The organism is Natronospirillum operosum (genome assembly GCF_004768465.1).
GTDB lineage: Bacteria > Pseudomonadota > Gammaproteobacteria > Pseudomonadales > Natronospirillaceae > Natronospirillum > Natronospirillum operosum.
The window spans coordinates 146,123-168,078 of sequence record NZ_SRMF01000001.1 but is presented as its reverse complement, the minus strand read 5'-3'; the positions used below and the strand labels follow the sequence as shown (position 1 = coordinate 168,078).

Annotated in this window: 24 protein-coding genes and 2 tRNA genes; 13 read left to right on the top strand and 13 right to left on the bottom strand. The window is 61.6% G+C overall.

Annotation, left to right across the window (positions count from 1 at the left end):
• Positions 1-60: 60 nt before the first annotated feature.
• From tsaB to E4656_RS00815, 9 genes are all read right to left on the bottom strand, one after another.
• Complete coding sequence (tsaB, locus tag E4656_RS00855; protein ID WP_135480321.1) at positions 61-747, bottom strand: tRNA (adenosine(37)-N6)-threonylcarbamoyltransferase complex dimerization subunit type 1 TsaB; 687 nt, start codon at positions 745-747, stop codon at positions 61-63.
• Positions 748-750: 3 nt separating this feature from the next.
• The gene (adk, locus tag E4656_RS00850; protein ID WP_135480319.1) at positions 751-1,407 is read right to left on the bottom strand and encodes an adenylate kinase; all 657 of its coding nucleotides are present in this window, start codon (positions 1,405-1,407) and stop codon (positions 751-753) included.
• Between the two features lie 139 nt (positions 1,408-1,546).
• Positions 1,547-2,137, bottom strand: coding sequence for an HAD family hydrolase (locus tag E4656_RS00845; RefSeq protein ID WP_167855873.1), 591 nt, complete (start codon positions 2,135-2,137; stop codon positions 1,547-1,549).
• A gap of 28 nt (positions 2,138-2,165) precedes the next feature.
• The gene (gene gspD / locus E4656_RS00840; protein ID WP_167855872.1) at positions 2,166-4,052 is read right to left on the bottom strand and encodes a type II secretion system secretin GspD; all 1,887 of its coding nucleotides are present in this window, start codon (positions 4,050-4,052) and stop codon (positions 2,166-2,168) included.
• 7 nt (positions 4,053-4,059) lie between these two features.
• On the bottom strand, positions 4,060-5,082 hold the full coding sequence (locus tag E4656_RS00835) for a type II secretion system protein N (RefSeq protein ID WP_135480313.1): 1,023 nt from the start codon (positions 5,080-5,082) through the stop codon (positions 4,060-4,062).
• Positions 5,076-5,822, bottom strand: coding sequence for a hypothetical protein (locus tag E4656_RS00830; RefSeq protein ID WP_135480311.1), 747 nt, complete (start codon positions 5,820-5,822; stop codon positions 5,076-5,078). Before E4656_RS00830 ends, E4656_RS00835 begins: the two co-directional genes overlap by 7 nt.
• Before the next feature lie 169 nt (positions 5,823-5,991).
• Positions 5,992-7,641 carry a chaperonin GroEL gene (gene groL / locus E4656_RS00825; protein ID WP_135480309.1) on the bottom strand — a complete coding sequence of 550 codons (1,650 nt, stop codon included), beginning with the start codon at positions 7,639-7,641 and terminating at the stop codon, positions 5,992-5,994.
• 48 nt (positions 7,642-7,689) lie between these two features.
• Entirely contained in the window at positions 7,690-7,980 is a 291-nt protein-coding gene (groES, locus tag E4656_RS00820; protein ID WP_135480308.1) for a co-chaperone GroES, read from the bottom strand.
• A 138-nt stretch (positions 7,981-8,118) separates the two neighbouring features.
• On the bottom strand, positions 8,119-8,526 hold the full coding sequence (locus E4656_RS00815) for an FxsA family protein (RefSeq protein WP_135480306.1): 408 nt from the start codon (positions 8,524-8,526) through the stop codon (positions 8,119-8,121).
• 137 nt (positions 8,527-8,663) lie between these two features.
• Between E4656_RS00815 and E4656_RS00810 the strand changes: the two genes are divergently transcribed.
• From E4656_RS00810 to E4656_RS00800, 3 genes are read left to right on the top strand one after another with little or no spacing between them, the layout of a single operon-like run.
• Positions 8,664-9,548 carry a ketopantoate reductase family protein gene (locus tag E4656_RS00810; RefSeq protein ID WP_135480304.1) on the top strand — a complete coding sequence of 295 codons (885 nt, stop codon included), beginning with the start codon at positions 8,664-8,666 and terminating at the stop codon, positions 9,546-9,548.
• Positions 9,549-9,592: 44 nt separating this feature from the next.
• Positions 9,593-11,578 carry a sensor histidine kinase gene (locus E4656_RS00805; RefSeq protein ID WP_167855871.1) on the top strand — a complete coding sequence of 662 codons (1,986 nt, stop codon included), beginning with the start codon at positions 9,593-9,595 and terminating at the stop codon, positions 11,576-11,578.
• 27 nt (positions 11,579-11,605) lie between these two features.
• Entirely contained in the window at positions 11,606-12,193 is a 588-nt protein-coding gene (locus E4656_RS00800; RefSeq protein ID WP_135480301.1) for a cob(I)yrinic acid a,c-diamide adenosyltransferase, read from the top strand.
• Positions 12,194-12,200: 7 nt separating this feature from the next.
• On the opposite strand, the gene E4656_RS00795 is transcribed toward E4656_RS00800, so the two are convergent.
• Positions 12,201-12,755, bottom strand: a complete 555-nt coding sequence (locus E4656_RS00795) for a hypothetical protein (protein ID WP_135480299.1) — start codon at positions 12,753-12,755, stop codon at positions 12,201-12,203.
• Between the two features lie 153 nt (positions 12,756-12,908).
• Here E4656_RS00795 and E4656_RS00790 point away from each other — a divergent pair, with 153 nt between their 5' ends.
• The 4 genes from E4656_RS00790 to E4656_RS00775 all read left to right on the top strand — a co-directional run bounded on the left by E4656_RS00790 (position 12,909) and on the right by E4656_RS00775 (position 14,538).
• Complete coding sequence (locus tag E4656_RS00790; RefSeq protein ID WP_135480297.1) at positions 12,909-13,124, top strand: hypothetical protein; 216 nt, start codon at positions 12,909-12,911, stop codon at positions 13,122-13,124.
• A gap of 140 nt (positions 13,125-13,264) precedes the next feature.
• Positions 13,265-13,341, top strand: a tRNA-Met gene (locus tag E4656_RS00785).
• Positions 13,342-13,369: 28 nt separating this feature from the next.
• Positions 13,370-13,444 (top strand) — tRNA-Gln (locus E4656_RS00780).
• 41 nt (positions 13,445-13,485) lie between these two features.
• Positions 13,486-14,538 (top strand): polysaccharide deacetylase family protein, encoded by a 1,053-nt coding sequence (locus E4656_RS00775; RefSeq protein WP_135480295.1) that lies wholly within the window; start codon positions 13,486-13,488, stop codon positions 14,536-14,538.
• On the opposite strand, the gene E4656_RS00770 is transcribed toward E4656_RS00775, so the two are convergent.
• Together E4656_RS00770 and E4656_RS00765 are read right to left on the bottom strand one after the other, a co-directional pair.
• Positions 14,513-15,346, bottom strand: a complete 834-nt coding sequence (locus E4656_RS00770) for a glucosaminidase domain-containing protein (RefSeq protein ID WP_135480293.1) — start codon at positions 15,344-15,346, stop codon at positions 14,513-14,515. The two genes, E4656_RS00775 and E4656_RS00770, sit on opposite strands and share 26 nt — an antisense overlap.
• 16 nt (positions 15,347-15,362) lie before the next feature.
• Positions 15,363-15,668 (bottom strand): DUF1820 family protein, encoded by a 306-nt coding sequence (locus tag E4656_RS00765; protein ID WP_240753873.1) that lies wholly within the window; start codon positions 15,666-15,668, stop codon positions 15,363-15,365.
• A 199-nt stretch (positions 15,669-15,867) separates the two neighbouring features.
• Between E4656_RS00765 and miaB the strand changes: the two genes are divergently transcribed.
• From miaB to E4656_RS00745, 4 genes are read left to right on the top strand one after another with little or no spacing between them, the layout of a single operon-like run.
• Positions 15,868-17,226: a tRNA (N6-isopentenyl adenosine(37)-C2)-methylthiotransferase MiaB gene (gene miaB, locus E4656_RS00760; RefSeq protein ID WP_135482186.1), complete on the top strand. Its 1,359-nt coding sequence runs from the start codon at positions 15,868-15,870 to the stop codon at positions 17,224-17,226.
• Positions 17,227-17,260: 34 nt separating this feature from the next.
• Positions 17,261-18,298 (top strand): PhoH family protein, encoded by a 1,038-nt coding sequence (locus E4656_RS00755; RefSeq protein WP_240753872.1) that lies wholly within the window; start codon positions 17,261-17,263, stop codon positions 18,296-18,298.
• Positions 18,288-18,773: an rRNA maturation RNase YbeY gene (gene ybeY, locus E4656_RS00750; protein WP_135480290.1), complete on the top strand. Its 486-nt coding sequence runs from the start codon at positions 18,288-18,290 to the stop codon at positions 18,771-18,773. The genes E4656_RS00755 and ybeY overlap by 11 nt, the downstream gene beginning before the upstream one ends.
• A complete protein-coding gene (locus tag E4656_RS00745) occupies positions 18,770-19,678 on the top strand; it encodes an HlyC/CorC family transporter (protein ID WP_135480288.1) in 909 nt (302 codons plus the stop codon). The genes ybeY and E4656_RS00745 overlap by 4 nt, the downstream gene beginning before the upstream one ends.
• A 20-nt stretch (positions 19,679-19,698) precedes the next feature.
• Here the strand turns inward: E4656_RS00745 and E4656_RS00740 are convergent, their stop codons facing one another.
• Positions 19,699-20,787 carry a DUF2333 family protein gene (locus E4656_RS00740; protein WP_135480286.1) on the bottom strand — a complete coding sequence of 363 codons (1,089 nt, stop codon included), beginning with the start codon at positions 20,785-20,787 and terminating at the stop codon, positions 19,699-19,701.
• A 250-nt stretch (positions 20,788-21,037) separates the two neighbouring features.
• On the opposite strand from E4656_RS00740, the gene aroQ reads away from it, so the two are divergent.
• Both aroQ and accB read left to right on the top strand, forming a co-directional pair.
• Positions 21,038-21,511 carry a type II 3-dehydroquinate dehydratase gene (aroQ, locus tag E4656_RS00735; protein WP_135480285.1) on the top strand — a complete coding sequence of 158 codons (474 nt, stop codon included), beginning with the start codon at positions 21,038-21,040 and terminating at the stop codon, positions 21,509-21,511.
• Positions 21,498-21,956 carry an acetyl-CoA carboxylase biotin carboxyl carrier protein gene (accB, locus tag E4656_RS00730; protein WP_135480283.1) on the top strand — a complete coding sequence of 153 codons (459 nt, stop codon included), beginning with the start codon at positions 21,498-21,500 and terminating at the stop codon, positions 21,954-21,956. Before aroQ ends, accB begins: the two co-directional genes overlap by 14 nt.

Sequence of the window (21,956 nt, the reverse complement as noted above, 5' to 3'; positions counted from 1 at the left end):
TTATCGGCCACACTGGCACAATAATAAGCAATTATTGCTCGCAGTGCCAGTCATGGCGTTTCAGCCGCCGGCTGCAGGCCGCCGATCGGCTACCTGATCACGCAGATAGACAGGTTGCAGCTGATGCGGTGGTTGCCAATCGGCCAGGTCACGACCCAGCAGTTCATGCGCCCAGGCGGCCACACTGCGGGCATGTGGCAGCGCTGCATCTACACTGGCCCCGGTGGCAGCCAGTTCGGGCAGGGCCCAGCCAGCCCCGATACGCCCCACATCCGGGCCGGCGAGCAGTGTCAGGCGGTCCGGTTTCAGCAGCTGTTCCGGCGTGGTACGGTGCAGACCCGTAGCCGGATCCCAGTCATAGTCGGCGCAGTAGATCTCGCCCATGCGGGCGTCCATGGCGACCTGCCAGTGCCGACACTCGGGCTGTGTCTGCACACCCTGCCAGGCCAGTACATCCAGTGTGGACAGCGACAGCACGGGCAGTTCGGCGGCGTACGCCAGACCCTGAACAGCGCTGACGCCAACCCGTACCCCGGTAAAACTGCCGGGACCGCGCGTACAGGCAATGCCGGCCAACTGCGTCAGCGACCAGCCGGCCTGTGCCAGCAGGCTTTCCACCATGGGCAGCAGGCGCCGGGTATGACTTCGGGGTTCAAGGGTGTGATCGTATACCACCAGACCGTCGGCTTCCCAGAGGGCAACCGAACAGGCTTCTGTGGTGGTATCCAGGGCCAGCAGACGGGTCATTGGTCAGCCGCGCAGACGCTCCATGATCTGCCGGGTAATGTCATCGACAGACCCCTTGCCGACCACATGATGATAACTCGGGGCAGACTTTGGGTCCCTGGCGGCCCAATCCTGGTAGTAGGCAACCAGGGGGGCAGTCTGATCGTGATAGACCTTGAGGCGATTGCGCACTGTATCTTCCTGGTCATCGCCGCGCTGAATCAGGTCTTCGCCAGTGACGTCATCCTTGCCGGCGACCCTGGGCGGATTGTAGTCCACATGGTAGACCCGACCGGAGCCTTCATGAATGCGACGCCCGCTCAGACGCTTGACGATTTCTTCATCGGCGACGTCGATATCCACCACATGATCAATCACCACGCCACTTTCCTTCAGTGCTTCGGCCTGCGGAATGGTGCGCGGAAAGCCGTCAAACAGGAAACCGTTGGCACAGTCATCGTTCTGAATGCGTTCCTTGACCAGGGCGATGATGACGTCATCAGACACCAGGGCGCCTGATGCCAGGATATCCTTCACCTTCAAACCCAGTTCGGACTCTGCGGCCACAGCAGCTCTGAGCATGTCCCCGGTGGAAATCTGGGGAATATTGAACTGCTCGCAGATCGCCTGCGCCTGTGTGCCCTTGCCCGCGCCGGGGGCTCCCAAGAGTATGACGCGCATAAATGAACTCCTGATCCTTTATGGTCGACCGACATCAGCGGTCGATCTGCCCGTGTTGGTGTTGTTCTACGGTGACTGTAAAAAGGGCGCTTACCATAACCGCATCGGCCCCGCGAGACAAGTCGCAGGGCGTCATACTTCAGTCTGACGGCGACGGCACCGGCTGGCGGACATCCCAGGCCTGCATGCCGGCGGCGCGAATGGCCTCAAGGCCGATATCCGTATCCTCGAAGGCGGCACAGTCGGCGGGCGCCACCCCCAGCCCTTCAGCCGCACGCAGAAACACATCCGGCGCCGGTTTGTGAGCACTGACATCGTCTGCCGTCATGACCACGGGGAACCAGTCGCGCGCACCCAGAGTGGTCAGTGTAATTTCGGCGTTGCGTCGGGATGCTCCCGTCGCTACCGCCATGGGCAGGCCGCGTTCATGCCACCAGCGGGCGATCTCGAAGATGGGCTCGATCGGCCGCACGGCCGTCAGCTTGCCATCAATGGCACTCTCCTTGACCTCGGCAATGCGTTCGCGTGGCAGGTCCAGCCCCTGCTCCCGCAGCAGAATGTCCAGCGTCTGTCGGGTCGGCACACCACCGAGTTGCTGGAAGCGCTCCGGCGTGAACACAAAGCCGAATTCCTGTGCCGCGACCTGCCAGGCTTCATAGTGTGCCGGCATGGAGTCGGCCAGGGTGCCGTCCATATCAAAAATCAATGCCTTCGCCTGTTGCCAGGTCATAGTCTGTCCTTCTGCTGTTGCGTTCTGGTCATTCTTCAATGGTCTGAATGCCGCGATAGAGCTCATCGAAGCTGGGCGGCGACACCACGGCTTCCAGTTCACTGCCGTCCGGGCCAAAGCGCAGATCCCAGATGCCGAGATAACGCTCGCGGGCCTGCTCGGTGGTGCGCTCACGGGCAATGCTGGGCCGGATCACCACCAGCAGGTTGACTTTCTCCTGCTCCGACGAAGTACTGCGAAACAACCCGCCGATCAGTGGCAGGTCGGCCAGGATCGGCACCCGCTGCTCTCTGTCGATCACCCTGTCCTTGACCATGCCGCCCAGAATGATGGTTTCGCCATTGCCGACCAGTACATTGGTGTCAATCTCGCGTTTGGAGGTGCGGGACTCCAGACTGGCGGTGCCGATCAGTTCTTCGGTGACCTGGTTGATGGCCAGGCGGATGACATCGTTCTGCTGGATATTGGGGCGTACGGTAATCTCGGTGGCCACATCTTCACGGGTGATGGTGAAGGGGTTGTCTTCGGTCGGGTCGGCCCGCCGGAATGGCACCGTCTCGCCAACCACCAGCCGGGCTTCGGTGTTGTCCATGGTCATGATATAGGGCGTCGACAACAGGTTGGTATTGGACTGCGTCTCCAGCGCCTGGATGATGGCCGCAAATGAAACTTCGCCCTCGGTGCCGCCCAGGCCGGCGAACAGGCCGCCTTCGCCCAGTTGGCTGATGGGCAGACCGCCTGACAGCACCGAGGTGGCGGTGCTCTCGCGCACATTGCTGCCGATCAGCGCCGGTGCGGTACCATCGCCCTGGCGCAGCATGCCGGCCTGAATGCCGAATTGCTCGCTCAGGCTGCCGCTGACTTCCACGATGGCGGCCTCGATCAGTACCTGGGCACGCGGAATATCGAGCTGTGCGATGATGCGCTGCACCTCCGCCATGTCGTCGGGTTCGGCCCGTATGATCAGGGCGTTCAGTTCCTCGTCGGCAAGGATCGACAGCTGCGTGCGCTGTACACTCTCGCCGTTGGCACCATTCTCCGACACCGAGCCCAGACCATTGAGCAGCTCGGCCATGCGCATGGCATCACCGTTGTCGAGGAAGATGACTTCAGTATTGCCCTGGCTCTGCCGTCCTTCCACGTCCAGGTCGCGCACCAGTTCTTCGACAAAGTCGAGCACACCCGGCGGACCACGCAGAATCAGCCGATTGGAGCGCTCATCGGCCACCACCCGCAGGCTGCCCTGGATCGCGTCCTCGCCGCCGCTGCGTCCGGCCATTTCATTGGGAATCAGCGCCTGCAGCAGTTCCAGCACGTCACCGACCCAGGACCGTTCCAGCGTCACCATGCGGATGTCGGATTCGGTGGCAACATCCAGCGTACTCAGTATCTGTTCGACACGGGCGATATTCTCGGCGTGATCCACCATCAGGATGGCGTTGGCCGAAGGAATACCCGACATATGGCCATAGCTGGCACCGACCGGACGCAGTATCGGGATCAGTTCCATGGCGGAGAGATTGTCCAGCGTGATCACCCGGGTGACAAACTCCCGGCTGAGTGGCATCTCGCCCTCGATCAGCCGGCCGGTGATCTGCTTGGCATCATTGACCGGAATCACATGCACTTCATTGTCGCGCTGGGAAACGGTGAAACCCTGCATCTGCAGCACCGCCAGAAAGACTTCATACACCTGCTCGGCGGTCAGCTCTTCATCGGAAATAATGGTCACCTGGCCCCGCACTCGCGGGTCCAGCACAAAGGTCTGGCCGGTGATGTCTGCCACCTGGTTAATGAACTGATTGAGGTCGGCCTCCTGGTGATTGATGCGGAAGGTTTCGGCCTGTGCGGTGCCGGCCAGCAGCCAGAACAGGAGGGCGGCCATCACTGGCCTCAGCATACGCTTGATATCCATAGACTCCTCAGAAGCTCGGTAAACTCTGGTAGAAGCGGTAGGTGGACCCCGCTCGCTCCAGGGTGATTTTGATCTGGTCGGACGCCAGCACGGCATCCACCAGTTGCTGATCGCGATCGATATTGCCGACCGGCTGGTCATTGATTTCCGTGATCCGGTCACCGGGACGCAGACCATTGGCGATCAGGACACCGGCCCTGGAGGTCACCCGATAGCCGTTGTCAGTGGGTTCCAGGCCGTATTGCCGCAACAGGCCACCCGGGTCCGACTGCGCCCGGGCCTGCACCTCCTGCATGGCCTGGCGCAATTCCTCTTCCAGTCGCTGCTGGGCACTGCCGCCGGAAGGGCTGCTGGCTGATGACGAGGCGGCGCTGCTGCGTCTGCTGCCAGACTGCGCGTCCGCAGGGGTGCCCAGAGTGCGGGAAGTCGACGCCCGTGGGGTATCGGCCTGGCCACTGCCCTGCCCCGACCGACTGGCCGTCGCCGGCCCTTGCGCGCTATTGCCACCGGGCAGGTCCTGCTCGAAGCTCAGGGTTTCCAGCTCGCCGCTGCGGCGCAGGATCACCCGATTGCCGTGCACCTCGACCAGTTCGGCCTGGCCGAACAGGGTATCACCGACGCGGAAATATTCGGAACTGCGCCCTTCACCCCCGATCAGGGCCGACCCCAGGGCAGGGTCTTCCCGCGCCACCACGCCCCGCAGGCGCAACTGGAGCCGGGTTTCAGGCATTTCGACCTGAGCCACGGGTTCCGGCTCACTGGGCTCTGCACCGGGTTCACCAAACCAGTGACTGGCGGCGACCTGTTCCGCCAGCGCACGGGCCCCAGGGCCACCGTTGCCCGTTGCCGGTGCCTGCTGGTTCCAGTCCACCTGGGCTGTCATGACCGGAGCCGGCTCCACCCAGAGCCAGACGCCACGGGCCGCCAGCGAACCGGCCCAGGCCACCCCCAGTACCAGCACCACCGTCAGCACCCGGTCCGGCAGTACCGACGATACTTTCAATGCGGACAGCGCGGGCAGTCTCACCATTGCAGCGTCTCCCTGACGTTGACCTGACCTTCCATAATCACCTCCTGACCCCCCGGCAACTCGACCTGCAGGACGTCGCGCAAGTGCGTATAGAGCCGATACATCAGGTCACCGTCGGCATCGAGTTCGACCCGGACCACCGGGTGGTCGCCATCACTGACCTGAGCCTGGGTGACACCATTGCCGTTGGTGGTCAGGGTGCCGGCCAGCAGCGGCAGGTCGACCGAGCGGCGCTGACCGTCCAGCCAGTTGAAATCGACCCGGCCCTGCCGCCAGTCGAAGCGCCCTGCACCGCTGACACGCCCGCTGCGGGGGCGCCAGCGCAGATGCAGATCATCCAGCCACAGGCGCCCGTCCAGCTCGGTACCCGCCTGCTGCAGCCAGGGGTTCGCCTGCGACATCGCCGCGAAGCCGTCGAGCCCGGCCAGACGATAGCTGCCGGGGCGGTATTCGGCACGCCCGCTCAGGTCGACGCCCGGCGCCTGTACCGACAGGTCATAACCCAGATGCGCCGTGCGCAGTGCCGTCGGCGCCAGGCGCCAGCCCAGTTGCATGCTCCGCCCGGCATGGTGCAGCTCGCCCTGGCCCTGCCAGAGATTTCCCGACAGATGGCTCATCTCTACCGGCAGCCCGAGGTGTTGGCCACCATGGTGCCACAGCAGGCGCACCGGCACGGTCAGCACCAGAGTAACGATGAAAGCCAGCAGGAATACGACAAGCAACAGCCGTGTCTTGTTCATGATTGATAGTGCGGCGGACAATTAGCGTTCGAGTGTACTTGAGTTGCGCCAACCACATCAATCTCGGTCGAGCGCCCAAAGCGTCGACTGAAACGCAAAAAAAACGCCCCGAGGCTAACCTCGAGGCGTTTTCCGGTGAACCCGAAGGTTCGAGTAGCCGGCGGGCTGCTTACATCATGCCGCCCATGCCACCCATACCGCCCATGCCGCCCATGTCAGGGGCGCCACCGGAACCTTCTTCCTGCGGCTTGTCGGCGATCATGGCTTCGGTAGTGATCATCAGGCCAGCCACTGACGCAGCCGCCTGCAGCGCACTGCGGGTGACCTTGGCCGGATCTATGATACCGAACTCGTTCATGTCACCGTATTCACCGTTGGCGGCGTTGTAGCCGTAGTTGCCACTGCCGTTCTTGACTTCGTTCAGCACGACGGAGGCATCACCACCGGCGTTGGTCACGATCTGACGCAGTGGGGCTTCCATGGCACGCAGCAGGATCTTGATGCCGACTGTCTGCTCTTCGTTGTCGCCTTCCAGCGTACCCAGGTTGTTCAGGGCACGTACCAGGGCGACACCGCCACCGGCAACCACGCCTTCTTCAACCGCAGCACGGGTTGCGTGCAGGGCGTCATCGACGCGGGCCTTCTTCTCTTTCATGGCCATCTCGGTAGCAGCACCCACCTTGATGACGGCGACACCGCCAGCCAGCTTGGCCATGCGCTCCTGCAGCTTCTCCTTGTCGTAGTCAGAGGTGGAGTTTTCGATCTCCGCCTTGATCTGCTCGACACGAGCCTGGATGTCGGCCTGCTCACCGGCACCGCTGACGATGGTGGTGTTCTCCTTGGAGGACACAATACGCTTGGCGGTACCCAGATGTTCCAGCGTGGCGCTTTCCAGGTCCAGACCCACTTCTTCGGAGATCACGGTACCACCGGTCAGGATGGCGATGTCCTGCATCATGGCCTTGCGACGATCACCGAAACCGGGCGCCTTGGCTGCGCTGACCTTGACGGTACCGCGCATGTTGTTGACCACCAGGGTCGCCAGTGCTTCACCTTCGATGTCTTCAGCGATGATGAACAGCGGACGACTGGCCTTGGCCACCTGTTCCAGTACGGGAATCAGATCACGGATGGCGGACAGTTTCTTGTCGACCAGCAGGATGTAGGGCTCTTCCTGCTCGGCGGTCATGGTTTCCTGATTGGTCACGAAGTAGGGTGACAGGTAGCCACGATCAAACTGCATGCCTTCCACGACTTCCAGCTCGTCTTCGAAGCTGGTGCCTTCTTCAACGGTAATGACACCGTCGTTGCCGACCTTTTCCATCGCATCGGCAATCAAGCGGCCGATGGTGGCATCGGAGTTGGCGGAAATGGTACCCACCTGGGCGATCGCCTTGCTGTCGGTGCAGGGCACGGAGATCTTGGCGATTTCGAGAACCATGGCCTTGGCGGCCTGATCGATACCGCGCTTCAGGTCCATCGGGTTCATGCCTGCGGCGACAGACTTCAGGCCTTCATTGACCAGGGCCTGCGCCATGACGGTGGCGGTGGTAGTACCGTCACCGGCTTCGTCGTTGGCCTTGGAAGCAACTTCCTTGACCATCTGCGCACCCATGTTCTCGAACTTGTCTTCCAGTTCGATTTCCTTGGCCACACTGACGCCGTCCTTGGTTACACTGGGTGCACCAAAGGACTTGTCCAGAACCACGTTGCGGCCCTTGGGACCCAGGGTAACCTTGACCGCGTCTGCCAGCAGGTTGACACCCTTCTGCATGCGGGCACGAGCTGCATCACCGAATTTGACTTCTTTAGCTGCCATTTTGCATCTTCCTCATTCGTTCAATCTGTTGGTTAAGCCCGTGGTTGTTCAGCCTTCGACAACGCCGAACACATCGCTCTCGGACATGATCAGCAGCTCTTCGCCGTCAATCTTGACGGTGCTGCCGGAGTACTGACCGAAGACGACAATGTCACCCACTTTCAGGTCCAGCGGGCGCACTTCGCCGTTGTCCAGCAGCCGACCATTGCCCACCGCCAATACTTCACCCTGAGAAGGCTTTTCCTTGGCAGAACCGGGCAAAACGATGCCACCAGCGGTCTTGGTTTCTTCTTCTTTGCGTCGTACAACGATGCGATCATGCAACGGACGAATGTTCATCTGATGTTTCTCCCAGTTAAACAGATTGGCTGTTTGTTATGCCTTCCCGAAAATGGGGATAGGAAGGCCAGTTTCAATAGGTGGCGGCCAACTTTTTTGCCCGTCACCCAAATTCCTCGGCCGCCGCCGCAGCCAGGCTCAGTCCCGGCGTTCGTAGTCGCCTTCGATCACCCGGCCGGAGGTCGGATCTGTCTGTTGATCCTGCCCCGGCGGCGGCGTGCGCGGACCACTCGGGCCCATCCAGCTCCACACCAGCAGCACCAGCCCCAGAGCATCAGTGGCGAAACCCGGCGCGATCAGCAACAGCCCGGCAAACATGCGCCGGGCAATGGTCTGCTGTCGTACCTGCAGCCACCACTGGTTGACCATGCCGGCCTGCATTTCCTGCAGCACGCGAAAACCGGTGAGGCGGATCAACTGGACACCGATCACGGCGGAGACGACAATCTCCAGCAGCGTGGCCAGTATGCCGATCTGCGAGCCCAGCTCGATGAACAACCCGAGTTCCAGCGCAAAAAACAGCAGCAACAGTATCAGTAATGGCATGGATTCTCCCGGGTTTGCTTCAACGGCTATCCGTCTCTCAGCGGCAATTTGGGGGCGACCGTTGCCATTTCAAGTCCGGGCGCTGAAGAAACTGTCCTCGACACCATAAAAGCCCGCGCCAGACAGGAGTTTCGTACATGCAGATTGACATCATCGGCCCCGGCGCCATCGGCCTGCATTGTGCCCTGTCGCTGCCTGACGACTGTCTGGTCAGGCTGCGTCACCCTGCAGGCCGGGGCGAGCAGTTGACCCTGAGTGATGACACCGGCCGCTGCCGGGACTGCAATCTTCTGGCGCTGAACGATCCGGCACCCATCACAGCAGCCATCGTGACCACCAAGGCCGGCCAGGTCGCCGCCGCGGTGCAGGCCTGTCTGCCTCTGCTGAGCGCACAGGCGGAGGTACTGCTGCTGCACAACGGCCTGGGGCCCCAGGACGAGGTTGCCGGCTGGCTCGGCCCGCAGCAGCACCTGTATGCCGGCATCACCACCGAGGGCGCCCTGCGTCTGGAGCGCGGCCGGATTCGTCACACCGGGCGCGGCCAGACCCGAGTCGGCCCCTGGCGGGAGCCGCTGCCGCCCGGGCCGTTGATCCAGGCTCTGCGGCGCAGCACACTGCAGGCCCAGTGGCTGCCCACCCCCGCTGCGGTGCGCACGGCCCTGTGGCAGAAGCTGATCATCAATTGCGCCATCAATCCGCTGACGGCCCTGCACGACCTGCCCAACGGCGGCCTGGCCGAACCGGAACTGCGCCAGCAATGGGTCGGCCTGGTGCAACTGGGGGTCCGCATTGCCGTCGCCGAGGGCATGGCGCTGGACGCGGGCGACATGATCCGGCAGGTGGAAGCGGTCATCCGCGCCACCGCGCGCAACTACTCTTCGATGCATCAGGACCTGCACCACGGTCGGTCCACGGAGGTCAACGCCATTCTGGGCCCGCTGATCGAGCGCGGCCTGTACCACGGTATCGATACAGACAGCCTGCGCGCCCTGCAGGATCGGCTTGCAAAAGCCGGCGCTTGATGCCAGCTTTACCCCATCTGATTTCTACGGGCATGGATTCCGGCGTGAAAAACCCTCTGCAGGCTCACAATCGCCTGTTTCTGCGCAATGCCATTCTGCTCGGGTGCAGCTTTGTGGCGGTGCTGCTGGCCTCCGTCACGATCGCTTTTCTGCTGTCCTACCGCACTCTGGCACCGCAGATGATCGACACCGTGGTACTCGCCTTTCGCGGCCTGCCGACAGAGACCGACTACCGGGATCTCTGGCTGCGCCGGGACATGGCCTCGGCGCCCTTCCCCGACATGATCGAGGCCGTGGCCCTGTACGAGCAGGGTACCCGCGTCGCCGAGTTCAACCGCAGTCCGCGCCGGGCCCTGCCCAGCCAGATCGAGTTCCTGCCCGGTCAGGCCTCACCGCCCCGGCGCCAGGCCCTGGTCGACCTTGATGCAAGCGGCAACTGGCAACTCTATGTGGTCGGCAACGCTACCCTGATGCACAGTGTCTACCGTCACAGCCTGATCGGCATGCTGCTGATCAGCCTGCTGGGGCTGGGACTGGTCACGCTGGTATCCTACCGGTTTCAGCGCGCCATCTCGGCACCCATGCGTCATCTGATGGCCGTGGCCCGCAAGATCGACCGCGAGGAAGATTTCACCATTCGGGCCCAGAAAGGGCCGGAAGACGACATTGGCGATCTGGTGGACTCCTTCAATGCCATGCTGCAGCGCGTGGAAACACGCGACGTGCAGCTGCAGAGTGAACGCGATCGGGCCGAAAAGGCTCAGGTGCAGGCGCAGACTCTGGCGCAGGAAACCCGGGATGCCAACCAGCGCCTGGAGTTCGAGGTGCAGGTGCGTTCACGCGTGGAACGCAAGCTGACCGAGTTCCAGGCCTACCTGAATGCCATGATCAACTCCATGCCCTCGGCGCTGATTGCCGTGGACGAGCATGCCCTGATTACCCAGTGGAATGACGAGGCCAGTCGGCTCAGCGGCCGGGCTCTGGATACAGCCCTGGGCTACAGCCTGGACGAAGCCTTCCCGCTGATGAGCGACTACATGGACCGCCTCAGCCGGGCCCTGCTGGACAAGGAAATCCAGCGTATCGAACGTGTCACCTGGCAGCAGGATGAGCAGGAGCTGACCCTGGACATGGTCATCTACCCGCTGCATCTGGCCGGTACCATCGGTGCCGTTATCCGCATCGACGATGTCTCTGACAAGGTGCGCCTGGAAGACATGATGGTGCAGAGCGAGAAGATGATGTCCGTCGGCGGGCTGGCGGCGGGCATGGCTCACGAGATCAACAACCCGCTCAGCGCCGTGGTGCAGAGCGCCCAGACCATACGCCGGCGCCTGTCACCGGAAACTGCCGCCAATCGCAAGGCGGCCGAAAAACTGGGGCTGGATCTCGATCAGCTCGTGCACTATCTGGAAGAGCGCGACATTCCGCGCTTTCTGGACCACATCCTCAGTTCCGGCGAACGCGCAGCGGCCATTGTGACCAACATGCTGCAGTTCAGTCGCCAGAGCTCCTCCGACCGCCAACCGGCCCCCATCACCGATCTGATCGGACGTGCGCTGGCCATTGCCATGAGCGACCTCAACCTGCGCCAGGACGTCAAGCAGGGCAACCTGATCATCGAACAGCATCTGGACGCCGCCGCGGACCTGGAAGTCCCCGTGGCCAACACGGAGATCGAGCAGGTCGTGTTCAATCTGCTGAAGAATGCCTGGCAGGCCGTGCAGGACCGCCATGATCTCACCCAGCCGGGGCGCATCACGATCGAATGCAGCCACACCGCCCGCCACTGCATCATTCAGGTGTCGGACAATGGGCGGGGCATGGACGCCTCTACCCGCAAGCGGGTGTTCGAACCCTTCTTCACCACCAAGGAAGTCGGCGAAGGCACCGGCCTGGGTCTCAGCGTGGCCTATTTTATTGTAACCTCTCACCATCACGGCCAGCTCTCGGTCAGCTCGACGCCCGGAGCCGGCACCACCTTCACCATCAAACTGCCGCTGGTGGACGCGCCCGATCAGGGCGCATGACACCGCAGGGCAACGGGAACGCAGAACATGGGCAAACGATTGTCGCGCATCTACACGCGCACCGGCGACCGGGGTGAAACCGGACTCGGAACCAATGAGCGCATTGCCAAGCACGCGGCGCGGGTGGAAGCGCTGGGCGATGTGGACGAGGTCAATTCCTGGATCGGCCATGTGCGCGCGGCACTGGGCGCAGAGCATGCGGAAGATGCCACGCTGAGCCAGATCCAGCATGATCTGTTCGATATCGGTGGCGAACTGGCGATGCCCGGCTATGAACTGGTGCAGGCCAATCTGGTAACCGAACTGGAGCAGGCCATCGATCGGCTGAACGCTGATCTGCCGCCGCTGGACAACTTCATACTGCCGGGCGGCAGTGAAGGCGTCAGTCGAATTCATCTGGCGCGTAGTGTGGCCCGACGGGCCGAACGCGCCCTGTGGGCCCTGCATGATGCGGCAAGCGAGCAGGCCCGACCGGAATCGGAGCGGGTCGGCGTACAGGCTGTACAGTACCTCAACCGACTGTCGGATTACCTCTTCGTACTGGCACGGGCAGTGGCCCAGGAGGCCGGCGGGCGCGAGATCCTGTGGCAGACCCGCAACCGCAGCAAGGACTGAACACGACTCAGCGATGCTCGGGCATTGGCCCTTCATAGGTGTCGTACTCGACGCGATACTCACCGAACTGCGGCAGGAAGACATTGACCCGTGATATATCGCGGGTAGTGGTGTTCTGCGCCACCAGACTCATGTACCAGGTCTGGCCCCGGCGCCGGATTTCCGGGCGCGTGTAGATAAAGGGCCCGCTGCGGTTCACTTCCGACAATGGAATCATCGCCATCACACCCTGCTCGCAATGACAGACCCACTGTACATAGAGCAGATGATGCCGTCGCGCCAGATGCTCGCCGGCATCAACGACCAGCAGCCGGTGCAGACCGGTTTCTCCCCGCGCCTGCCAACTGCCGAAACGCTTGATAAACACCAGTTGCGGCGGCAGATCATAGATGCGGTAGTCCATATAGCTGTCGACATAATCGTAGTCCTGCTGCGGCACGGGCGCCTGTGCATCTGCAGCCAGCAACAGCAATCCCAGAGCGACCGCAAGGCCGAGTAGACACTGGCTCAGCCGACCAACGCCCAATCCGGCGCCACGCAGGTTCTTGTTTGATGGTGCCATGGACCCAGGCGGGCTCTGCATCGGTCTACCCCAAATTTTCAGTTGTATCTGACGTCCTGCCTAAAGTAACGGCGGCAAACGCCGATTCTTAAGTCATGTCGACCACTACGAGCGATCAAAGGCCGCCGGAATGCAGCTTACGGAGACACCGCAATGCGACCCATCATAATTGGCAAGAACCTGCTAACGGATGACGAAATACTCGCCTATGCGATGAGTGAAGACAACTATCGCATGCTGACGCTCGAACGTCTCCAGCATCATGCGCTGACGGCCGCCCTGCTCACGGCCAGCACGCTGATACGGCTGCACCGGCAGGCGCAGGCACCCCAGTTGCCGCCGGTATCCGGCCGCGAAGCCAGAGAGTGAAGCGCCGCCTGCCGACAGCGGCGGGCAGCAACATCCCGGCAAAATGCACAACTGGCTAAGCCGTTGAAATCTTTTGAATTTTCTTTTCGCCTCAGGTTGACACTCCGAAAAATAGATGGATAATACCGCCTCGTTCTCGGGGCTATGTAGCTCAGTTGGTTAGAGCACAGCACTCATAATGCTGGGGTCGCTAGTTCGAATCTAGCCATAGCCACCAACGAGCAGATAAGATGTAGAAAAGATGTTGGGCCGTCGCCAAGTGGTAAGGCACCGGTTTTTGGTATCGGCATTCGGAGGTTCGAATCCTCCCGGCCCAGCCATTTCTTTCTGCACTTCATTTGCCTTTTGGGAACACCCGCCTATGACTATTTCCTGCGCTCGAAATCTGGCCCGGATGCTGGTGCTGCTGACCCTGTCGGCGCTGTCTTTTTCTGCCCTTGCGTCCTCTTCTCTGAATGTGCTGATGTATCACCATGTTGCCGATGACACGCCCCCGGCGACATCGACCCGAGTGGATGATTTTCGGGCCCACCTTGAATACCTGGATGAACACCACGAGGTGGTCGATCTGGTATGGGCGCTGGAGCAGATTCAGGCCGGTGAGCCCATTCCTGACAATGCTGTCGCCCTGACCTTTGATGACACCTACATCAATGTCTATGACACCGCCTGGCCGATGCTGCAGGAGTACGACTTCCCGTTCACCATCTTCGTGGCCACGCAGCCGGTTGATCAGGGCTCGCGGATTGTCATCCAGTGGGATCAGCTGCGCGAGATGCACGACGCCGGCGTGCGCCTGCTCAATCACAGCCATGCTCATGAGTACATGGTGCGTCACGACGCCTATGACGATGCCTGGCGCGAAGCCGTGATCAATACGGTCGAAACCGCTCAGCGCCGACTGACCGAAGAGCTTGGCGAGGCGCCACCGAAGATCTTTGCCTACCCCTATGGCGAATACAACGACCGGCTGCGCGACATCATGGATGATCTGGGCTATATCTCCATGGGCCAGCACAGCGGCGGCATTGCCGAATTCTCCGACTGGCAGGCCCTGCCCCGCTTTGCCGCCGGGGGCACCGCCGCCAACCTGGACACCCTGCGCGTCAAGTTGCAGAGCCGCCCGCTGCCGGTGGAATACCCGCTGCCCGACCAGGTTACCAATGACCGGCGCCCGGTACTGGAAGCCCGCCTGCTGGACAACGACGATGTACGCTGGGATGCACTGAACTGTTTTACCGGCGCCGGTCGCCCGATTCCGTTCGAGATCGAGGACGGCGTGCTGCGGGTACAGAATGACGAGGACTTCCGGGACGGTCGCAATCGTTACAACTGCACCGCCCCGGCACGCTCGGGTGGTTTCTACTGGCTGTCACGCCAGTGGGTGATCAATCAAGGTCCTGCAGATTATTGAACCGGATCATGCCCTCTATTTCGGCCACGTAGGCCTCGCGCCGGGTTGAATAGGCCAGCAGGTGCGGGGTCAGTTCCAGCCCGGTGATGGGCTCATCGTTGGCGCGCAGCCAGGCCCGATGTTCGCGCAGGGTTTCGTAGCTGAAGTGCCGGTTCAGGTTCTGGATAAAGCTGCGCACCGACAGTACTGGTGCCTCGAACGAGCGCACCTCGTAGATCTCGCCGTCAGGCCGGCTCTCGGGCACCAGTCCACAGCCCTGGCTGAAACACCACTGCCCGAACAGATTGTTGCCCTCACGGGCAAACCTGGAGGTTCCCCAGGCCGATTCATTGGCCGCCTGTGCCACTATCAGTGAAGGCGGCAGGATGTCTATTTTCAGCAGCAATTCATCCAGCACCGCCTCCAGCGCCTGCTCGGCATCCACATAGTAGCGAGCGGACAGGTCTATCAGTTGCTGCACCACCCCCTCCGGCAATGGCTGACCGTCCCGCACCCGTTCGTACCAGGCCTCTATGGCAGCCCGCTTTTCCAGCAGCCGGGCGTTCTCTTCCGCAATGATTGGCAACAGGAAGTCGTAGAACTGGTCCTTGCGCTCCTGCACCACCGCAATATCGTTGAAATCCGGCAGATCCGGTGCCGGCTCGGCCGACTCGCTCAATGCGATCAGCAACGCCTGCTCGTCCAGAATCCGCCGCTCCTGCTGCACACCCTGAATCAGGGCCCACAGCGCCACACTCAGGGTGACCACAGCCACCGCCCAGGGGCCGACGCGTGTCGGCTGCACGGCCGGATAATCCTGCTTCCACATCAAAAGGTACTCCTGCTTAGTCTTTCACCGGGCGGGCGCCCTGCGGGAAGGGGGTGACACTGCCGCCACCCGGGTTCTTGTGGTCACGGATCTTGCCCGTACCCTCCTGCTCCACCTCATCGATGCGGACGATATGGTGCAGCGGAATATAACTGCGCCGGACCCCGGCGAACTCGTTCTTGAGTTTTTCCTCGCCCGGATCAACGACCAGATTGGACCGCTCACCAAAAATGAATTCCTCGATTTCCAGGAAGCCGTACAGATCACCCTGCGCCATACTGCGACAGTAGACCTCGTACAGTTTGTCCTGATGGATAAACATCACTCTGTAAACAGTTTTGCGCGCCGGTGTCGCCATCAACCCCTCTGAACTGCGTCGACTGGAAAGAATGTGCCGGATTGTACCACTGACCACCGTCAAAAGTGTCAAGGTCCCGTGCACAATGGTTGTCCACCGTGTCCGCTGGGCGGTACAATAGTCCTCTTACATTTTCCGTACAGGATGGATGACCACACACTCCATGGGCAAGAAGCTGTTTATCAAAACGCACGGCTGCCAGATGAATGAATACGACTCCGACCGCATGGCCGATCTGCTGCATGAGGCGGAGGGTATGGAGTTGACTGACCGGGAGGAAGACGCGGACGTCATTCTGCTGAACACCTGTTCCATCCGCGAAAAGGCTCAGGAAAAAGTCTTCCATCAGTTGGGGCGCTGGAAAAAACTGAAAGCCCGCAATCCGGACCTCAAGATCGGGGTCGGCGGCTGTGTGGCCAGCCAGGAAGGCGAGCGCATCAGTGAACGCGCGCCGCATGTGGACATGATCTTCGGCCCGCAGACCCTGCACCGCCTGCCGGCCATGCTGCAAGGCTCGGCCTCGGGTAACGACGGCGGCCAGCGCATTACTGCGGTCGATGTCACCTTTCCCGAAATCGAGAAATTCGATCACCTGCCAGCGCCGCGCAGTGACGGTGTGACCGCCTTTGTCTCGGTGATGGAAGGCTGCTCCAAGTACTGTACCTTCTGTGTTGTGCCCTATACGCGTGGTGAAGAAGTCAGCCGCCCGTTCGATGACGTGCTGGCCGAAGTCGTGCATCTGGCTGCTCAGGGCGTGCGTGAGGTCAACTTCCTGGGCCAGAACGTCAACGCCTATCTGGGCCCGAAACACGATGGCACCAGCGCCGATCTGGCCGAACTGATTACCGTGGCGGCGGGCATCGACGGCATTGACCGTATCCGTTTCACCACGTCGCATCCGGTCGAGTTTTCCGACAGCCTGGTCGATGCCTACCTGGATGTGCCGGAACTGGTCAGCCATCTGCACTTGCCGGTGCAAAGCGGCAGTGACAGCCTCCTGAAGGCCATGAAGCGCGGCCATACTGCGGCCGAGTATGTCGAGAAGATGGAACGCATCCGGGCCAACCGGCCGGACATCAGCTTCTCTTCCGATTTCATTGTCGGCTTCCCCGGCGAAACCGCCGAGGATTTCGAAGCCACCATGAACCTGATTCAGCGCATCGGTTTCGATCAGTCCTTCAGCTTTGTCTACAGTGCCCGGCCGGGTACCCCGGCGGCGCAGATGGAAGACGAGACACCAATGGAGATCAAGAAGCAGCGCCTGCAGATTCTGCAGAGCCGCATCCAGCAGCAGGCCATGGCCATCTCGCAGCGCATGGTTGGCTCCATTCAGATTGTGCTCATCGCCGGCACTTCGGAGCGCAACCCGGCAGAGATGCAGGGGCGCACCGAGAACAATCGACTGACTTTCTTCCCCTGTGACGACCCGGGCCTGATCGGCCAGTTCGTGCAGGTCCGGATTACCGAAGCTTATGCCAACTCGCTGCGCGGCGAGCTGGTCAACCCTGAACTGGCGTACTGAACGCCTTTCAGCAACGACACCGAGGCACTGCTAATTGGCTTCCACTGAATCACCGGTAAAACCCGCAGCATCCACCGTCCGTTTCGAGCTGCTGCCGGACCACCCCCAGCGACTGGCCAGCCTGTGCGGCCTGGGCAACGAAAACCTGCGCCTGATCGAGGAGCGGCTCGGGGTACGTGTGCTCAGTCGGGGCAACGCCTTTGAAGTACGCGGCGAGGAGCCCCTGATGCCGGTGGTACAGGCGCTGCTGGTTGACCTCTATGCCATGACTCAGGGCGGTGCCGACCTGCAGCCCGACCAGGTCCATCTGCACCTGCAGGATGCCGAGATAGAGGCCCGCACCAGTGGCACCCACCCGGCACAGCCCAACCCCTGGGACAAGCCCGGCATCAACGAGGTGCGCACGCCCAAGGTGCTGGTCAAGCCCAAGGGTCCGAACCAGAAGAAATATGTGCATGCCATCCAGACGCATGACGTCAACTTCGGTCTGGGCCCGGCCGGTACCGGCAAGACCTACCTGGCCGTGGCCTGTGCCGTGAACGCCTACATGCGCGATGACGTGAAGCGCATTCTGCTGGTGCGTCCGGCCGTGGAGGCCGGTGAAAAACTGGGCTTTCTGCCCGGCGACCTGGCGCAGAAAGTCGACCCCTACCTGCGGCCACTGTACGACGCCCTGTATGACATGCTGGGGTTCGAAAAGGTGGATCGCCTGATCGAACGCAATGTCATCGAGGTTGCGCCGCTGGCCTACATGCGGGGCCGCACCCTGAGCCATGCCTTCATCATTCTGGATGAAAGCCAGAACACCACCCGCGAGCAGATGAAGATGTTCCTGACCCGCATCGGTTTCGGCTCTACGGCGGTAATTACCGGCGACCCCAGCCAGGTCGACCTGCCGCGCAACATGTCCTCCGGCCTGAAGCATGCCATCGAGGTACTGGAAGGCGTGGAGGGCATCAGCTTTGTCCATTTCGGTTCGCAGGATGTCGTGCGTCACCCCATGGTGCAGCGCATTGTCGACGCCTACGAGCGCTGGGATGACAAGCAGGAGCCGGAGCGCAATGGACGTTGAGGTAACGGTGCAGCATGCGGCGGACGACGAGCCCCAGCCGCCACCGGATGACGATGACTTCGAACGCTGGGTGGTCCGGGTTGCCGAAACCCTGGACCGCCCCCTGGCGCTGACCGCCCGGCTGGTCTCGGCGCAGGAATCACAGCAGCTCAATCGCGACTACAGAGGCCGTGACAAGCCGACCAACGTATTGTCCTTTCCGTTTGAACCTCCCCCCGGCATTGACTGGCAGGACCCCTATGTCGGTGACCTGGCCCTGTGCAGCCAGGTCATTCATCAGGAAGCTGTCGAACAGGGCAAGGGCGCCCGGGAGCACTGGGCGCACATGGTCATTCATGGTACCTTGCACCTGCTCGGTTACGACCATCAAAACCATGACGAAGCCGAGGCCATGGAAGCACTGGAAATCCGCTTGCTGGCCGGATTGCACATCGCCGACCCCTACCGGACGCCAGGAGAGACAGAACAGTCATGAGCGACGACCAGAGTAGTCAGCCCAGCAAACGAAGCTGGCTGGAGAAACTCTCGGATACCTTTTCAGCTGAAATCAGAGACAGAGATCAGATTCTGCAGTTGCTGCAGGAAGCGCACGAGAACGAGTTGCTGGACAACTCGGCCTACCACATCATGCAAGGCGCCATCGAGGTCAGTGACCAGCATGCGCGCGACATCATGGTGCCCCGCTCGCAGATGGTGGTGATTGAGCCCGGCGATGCCGTGACCGCCATTCTCGACAAGATCGTCGAGTCCTCGCATTCGCGCTTCCCGGTCATGAATGACGACAACACGGCCGTGGTCGGCATCCTGCTGGCCAAGGATCTGCTGCGCCTGGCGCGCGAATCCGACTTCAACCCCGAGCGCATGACCGCCCGTATCGATGAAGTCATCCGCCCGCCGGTCTTTGTCCCCGAAAGCAAGCGTCTGAACCGGCTGCTGCGTGATTTCCGCGAAACGCGCAATCACATGGCCATTGTGGTCGATGAATACGGCGGCGTAGCCGGGCTGGTGACCATCGAAGACGTACTGGAAGAGATCGTCGGGGATATCGAGGACGAACACGACCCGCTGGAAGAAGAAGACATTCAGGAACTGGGTGACGGTCGCTACCGCGTCTCCGCACTCACCGAGGTGGAGGACTTCAACGACTTCTTCCGCACCGAGCTGAGTGACGATGAGTTCGACACCATTGGCGGCTATGTCACGCACGTCTTCGGGCATCTGCCCAAACGCGGCGAGGCCGTCACCATTGCCGACTGGCACTTTGTCGTGCACACGGCCGATGATCGACGCATCCGCTTGCTGGATGTCACCCGCTCCGGGCGGCGTCATACCGCACCGGAACTGACGCCTCACCTGGCCAGCCCCGAAGAACGCCTCTGAACGAATCCAGGCTGCCGGGCTCAGTCCAGCCCGGCGGCCAGAGTCAGCAGGGCGTTGCGCGCCCGTCCCAGGTGGGCGGCGCTGACCAGAGCGTGATTCGGGCGTACACCATAGCCTGAACCATTCATTACCCAGGGCGCCCAGAGCGGACGCTGCAAAGCCACCAGTTCCAGCAGTGCCTGTTCCATGGCCGCTACCGTTGCCGGGTCATCGCCCAGTACGGCCGCATAATCCTCCTGCACGCCCTGCAGACTGTGCAGCAGCGCCCAGCTGTAGCCGCGGGTCTGGAAGATCACATCGTCGATCTGCAGGCGCGGTGTATTATCCTGCGGGGCCTCGATGGCCAGAAACTCCGGGGGGTCATAGGCGCGCGTGGCCACACTGTAGACCAGTTGCTGCTGCAGCTGATCCAGTCGATCATCGACCGCAGCCAGCCAGCGGGCCAGATCTTCGCTGCGCACATGAAATTCGGCCTCTCCAGCCTGCAGGCGATCCACATAGGCGCTCAGGTGGCGCAACCCGCGTCGGTACTCGCTGACGGTCGAAGGCAGCAGCCAGCGGTCGGTGTCGAAATAGAACTGCGGCTCGACGATCACCAGATCCGGGTCCTCGGTCGCCCGCCGGTCGGCCCGGCTGATATCCCGCCGCAGCAGCTCGGACCACTCGCGCAGATGCCACACCACACCCAGCTCCCAGTTCGGCATGTTGTCCATGAACAGAGCCGGCGGCAACCGGCTGTGCCGCAGATAGCCGCCCCGCTTGTGCAGCAGGCCCCGGGCCGTTTCCTCCACCGCCACCGCAGTGGCAAAGCCCGCGGGCAACGCCTGGTCGTCCGCGTCCATGCGCTCTGCCGCCGCCGCGCGCACATCGACCAGCTCCGGCTCACGGCTCCACCACAGCGCCAGCACCAGTAGCAGTGCCACCACCGTGGCCACAATGCCCAGAGTCAGACGCCAGCGCATCTGGATACCGTGCACAGCTGTGCGCAGGCGGCTCAGACTGCCCTGCCAGAGGACCCGCCAACGGCTCTGCCATGAGGCGCTCCGGCTCTGTCCTGCGGTATCCTCGGTGGCAGATTGACTGTTGCTCTGATCGCCATCTGGCCGCATGATCGCTCTCCTGTGGTGAAATCCGGGCGAGGCCGGGCGGGAATCCCTGGTGCCGACGCTATGCCTGCCTGCACCAGCTTACTGCATACAGACGAGCGGGAAAACGTCAACTGAAGTATAGTGGGCAGTCGCAACCCCCTGCTTTTGATTTTTTTTCATAACAAAAATCACAACCAGCCGTTGACCCAACTGGTTTAGACCAATATTGTCTACCTGATCGCTGATTTTAACTGCATATTCCAACAATCTTATGACCCAGCACCAACTAGGCATCCTGCACGGCCCCAACCTGAATCTGCTTGGGACCCGGGAGCCAGGCATCTACGGCCATGAAACTCTGGCCGACATCAATCACGGCCTGGAACTCCTGGCGCGGGATCTGGACATCGGACTGACCTGCTTTCAGAGCAATTCAGAGGCCGACCTGATCAACTGGGTTCATCAACACCGTTCACTGAGCGGACTGGTCATCAATCCTGCCGCCTACACCCACACCAGCGTAGCGCTGCGCGATGCCCTGGCCGGCACCGCCATACCGTTCGTGGAAGTGCACCTGTCCAATATCCATCGGCGCGAGCCGTTCCGCCACCACAGCTATTTCTCCGACCAGGCGGTCGGGGTGATCTGTGGGCTCGGCAGTGAAGGCTATCGGGCCGGGTTGCGCTTTCTGCACCAGCATTTAACCCATAAACAGACACAGGACTCGGGCAATGGACATTCGTAAGGTCAAGAAGCTTATTGAACTGCTTGAAGAATCCGGCATCGACGAAATCGAAATCACCGAGGGTGAAGAGTCGATCCGCATCAGTCGGGCCGCACATGCATTGTCATCACAGGTACAGCAATATGCTGCACCCGCCCCGGCGCCAGCACCGGCACCGGCAGTCAGTGCACCTGCCGCCCCGGCTGAACCCGCTGCAGCACCGGAGCCTGCGGGCCATCTGGTGAAGTCGCCCATGGTCGGCAGCTTCTACCGTTCGCCCTCACCGGCCTCGGCACCCTTTGTGGAAGTAGGCCAGAAGGTCAAGAAAGGTGACACCGTCTGCATCGTTGAAGCCATGAAGATGATGAACCAGATCGAGGCGGACCGCGATGGCACCATCGGTGAGATTTTTGCCGAAAACGGTCAGCCGGTCGAATTCGATCAACCTCTGTTCACCATTATCTGA